4 protein-coding genes are annotated in these 2,849 nt (G+C 57.2%); all 4 read left to right on the top strand.

From position 1 onward, the window contains the following. Positions 1–85: 85 nt before the first annotated feature. The 4 genes from O3306_RS22380 to O3306_RS22365 are packed head-to-tail and all read left to right on the top strand — an operon-like array spanning position 86 to position 2,805. Positions 86–472, top strand: coding sequence for a transposase (locus O3306_RS22380; RefSeq protein WP_272011633.1), 387 nt, complete (start codon positions 86–88; stop codon positions 470–472). Next, entirely contained in the window at positions 469–822 is a 354-nt protein-coding gene (tnpB, locus tag O3306_RS22375) for an IS66 family insertion sequence element accessory protein TnpB (RefSeq protein ID WP_272011631.1), read from the top strand. The genes O3306_RS22380 and tnpB overlap by 4 nt, the downstream gene beginning before the upstream one ends. Before the next feature lie 55 nt (positions 823–877). Beyond that, entirely contained in the window at positions 878–2,383 is a 1,506-nt protein-coding gene (tnpC, locus tag O3306_RS22370; protein ID WP_272011629.1) for an IS66 family transposase, read from the top strand. Then, positions 2,365–2,805, top strand: coding sequence for a hypothetical protein (locus O3306_RS22365; RefSeq protein WP_272011627.1), 441 nt, complete (start codon positions 2,365–2,367; stop codon positions 2,803–2,805). Before tnpC ends, O3306_RS22365 begins: the two co-directional genes overlap by 19 nt. The last annotated feature ends 44 nt before the right edge of the window (positions 2,806–2,849 follow it).

Here is a 2,849-nt window from a genome sequence, read left to right as displayed (position 1 = left end):
CGTAAGCGGTGCGCCTCCCCCACACTTACGGCATAGCGCCTGATCTGCGATTCAGAGGCTTCTTTGATTTGTGGGGAGTTTCTCGATGGGAGCTACAAGCGAGTTTCCGGCAAGGGTGCCGCGCCGTGCCGACGGCAAACGAGATTGGCCTGCCGAGTTGAAGGCGCGGATCGTGGCGGAGACGTTGATTGAGGGCGAGACGGTCAAGGCTGTAGCGAAGCGATACGAGCTGATCCCGAGCACAGTGTCGGATTGGCGGCGGATGGCGCGGCAGGGCAAGCTGGTTCTGCCAAATTTGGACGGCATGAACTTTGTGCCAGTTGAGATTGAGGCGCCTGCGCCCGTAGCCGAGCCTCTTGCCGTCACATCCTCCGGCACGATTGATGTGATCAAACACGATGTCATCGTTCGTCTTGATGCTGCAACACCAGCGGCGCGGATCGCCGAGATCGCGCGGGCTCTGGCAAGTTGATCGCTCTCTCCCACAAGATCCGGATTTTTGTAGCCAGCGATCCCGTAGACTTCCGCAAAGGCCATGATGGGCTGGCCGCCTTGGTGCAGAGCCACCTTCGCCAGAAGCCTTTCGACGGTTCGGTTTATGTGTTCCGCGCCAAGCGGGCGGATCGGCTGAAGCTCATCTATTGGGACGGCAGCGGGTTGGTGATGGCATACAAACGGTTGGAGGATAACAGCTTCACTTGGCCCGCAATCAAGAATGGGGTGATGCGTTTAGAGCCGGCACAGTTTGAAGCACTCTTTGCGGGTTTGGATTGGCGGCGCGTGCGACCTTTGGAGGTGGCAGCCCCTGCTGCGGCGGAGTGACTCACGCGGCCGTTTGCACGGGCCATTCTGCCCTTGTTTTGTTATGGCATCGGGCATGACCGCACCTGATGAATTGCCCAACGACATTGCTGAACTGAAGGCAATCATCCGTGCGCAGCAGGATCAGAATGCGCGGCTTGAGGCTCTGGTCGTTTCCTTCAAGAAAGCCCTCTTCGGGAGCAAATCCGAGAAGATTGATCCAGCCCAATATGAGCTGGAATTGGAGGATATCGAGACGGCCACCGCGCAGGTGGAAGCCGAGATTGACGCCGACGCGCGCACCGCGCCTGTGCGGCCACCAAAGCCGCGCCAGACGAACCGTGGATCATTGCCCAAACATCTGGAACGGGTTGATGTGGTCATCGAGCCAGAGCTGTCATGCCCGTGCGGAACCGAACGTCATGTGATTGGTGAGGATGTCAGCGAACGCTTGGACATCATTCCGGCCCAGTTCCGGGTGATCGTCACGCGCCGTCCAAAATATGCCTGCCGGTCTTGCGAAGGTGGGATCACCCAGGCTCCGGCGCCGGCGCACATCATTGCGGGCGGCATGCCAACCGAGGCAACGCTCGCCCATGTGATCGTCTCCAAATACGCCGATCACTTGCCGCTCTATCGACAAGCGCAGATTTATAGCCGTCAGGGGATCGGTCTGGATCGCTCGACCCTGGCCACCTGGGTTGGCAAATCGGCGTTCGAGTTGACCCCGATCTATGAGGCGCTTCTGGCCGATCTGAAGCGCTCGACAAAGCTCTTCATGGATGAAACACCTGCGCCGGTCCTGGCACCTGGGCGCAAACGCACCAAAACCGGATACTTCTGGGTCCTGGCCCGCGATGACAGGCCATGGGGCGGCGATGACCCACCCGGCGTTGCCTTCACCTATGCGCCGGGACGGTCCGGTCAGCATGCAGACAATATCTTGAAAGGCTTCAGCGGCATCCTGCAGGTGGACGGATACGCAGGCTATAACCGCCTGCTCAAACGGCCTTCTCGAGATATGGCGTTGGCTTATTGCTGGGCACACGCCCGCCGCAAACTGCATGACGTCACCCAGTCTGGTGCGGCCCCGATTGCACAGGAAGGCTTGGCTCAAATCCAAGCGCTATATCGCATCGAAAAAGACCTGCGCGGCCTGAGCGCCGACCAACGTCACGCCGCGCGGCAGGAACGCTCAAAACCCATCATCGACGCTTTCGAGCTTTGGCTCGCCCAAAGCCGCGCCCGGGTCTCGGCCAAATCGCCGACGGGGGAGGCCTTGAAATACATCGCCAAGTACTGGGATGGGCTGATCCTCTTCCTCGAAGATGGCCGCATCGAACTCGACAACAACCCCGTCGAGCGTACCATCCGCCCCATCGCACTGAACCGCAAAAACGCGCTCTTCGCAGGTCACGATGCCGGGGCACAAAACTGGGCGGTCATTGCGTCTTTGATCGAGACCTGCAAACTCAACGGAATTGAGCCACATGGATATTTGACCGGTGTCCTTAAAGCCATTGCTGCTGGGCACAGGCAAAGCCAAATTGAGGAGTTGCTGCCTTGGAACACTCATACATAGACACCCTTCCGAAAGGGCTAAACATACAAGCTGTACACCCTCATCACCGAAGTGCGTGGGCGCGCGATGAAACATGCTTTAACCCTTCAAAAACAGCGTTTGTTGCGGGCTTCAATATCTACGAACGAACAATGATGAACGAAATGGGTCGAATTGTTTGGGGGCGGATAGCAGGGGAAACCGTTCATGTTTTGGGCCAGATGCAAAAGCACCTCGTATACTGTTGGGAGCAGCCATTCGCAAATTGGATAGATGACAACTGCTTCGTCGTGAAGATCGATAATGGTAGCGGGAGTTATCCTCTCCTCGCTGTCGATCTCGAAAAAGGTATTCAAAAAATTGTCGGAACAGACAATCTGAACTCACGTGCGAGCCAGGTTGAAAAAAATGCCATCTCTGAAAACTGGTCTCAAGGTTGCTAAAAGCAAGACAGATTAGCCGCCGTGTGGTCAAAACACCGCTTACA

Origin of the sequence: Roseovarius sp. ZX-A-9 (assembly GCF_028369135.1) — a bacterium.
Classification (GTDB): Bacteria; Pseudomonadota; Alphaproteobacteria; order Rhodobacterales; family Rhodobacteraceae; genus Roseovarius.
The sequence above is the reverse complement of the archived record's forward strand: the minus strand, read 5'-3'. Positions and strand labels throughout refer to the sequence as shown.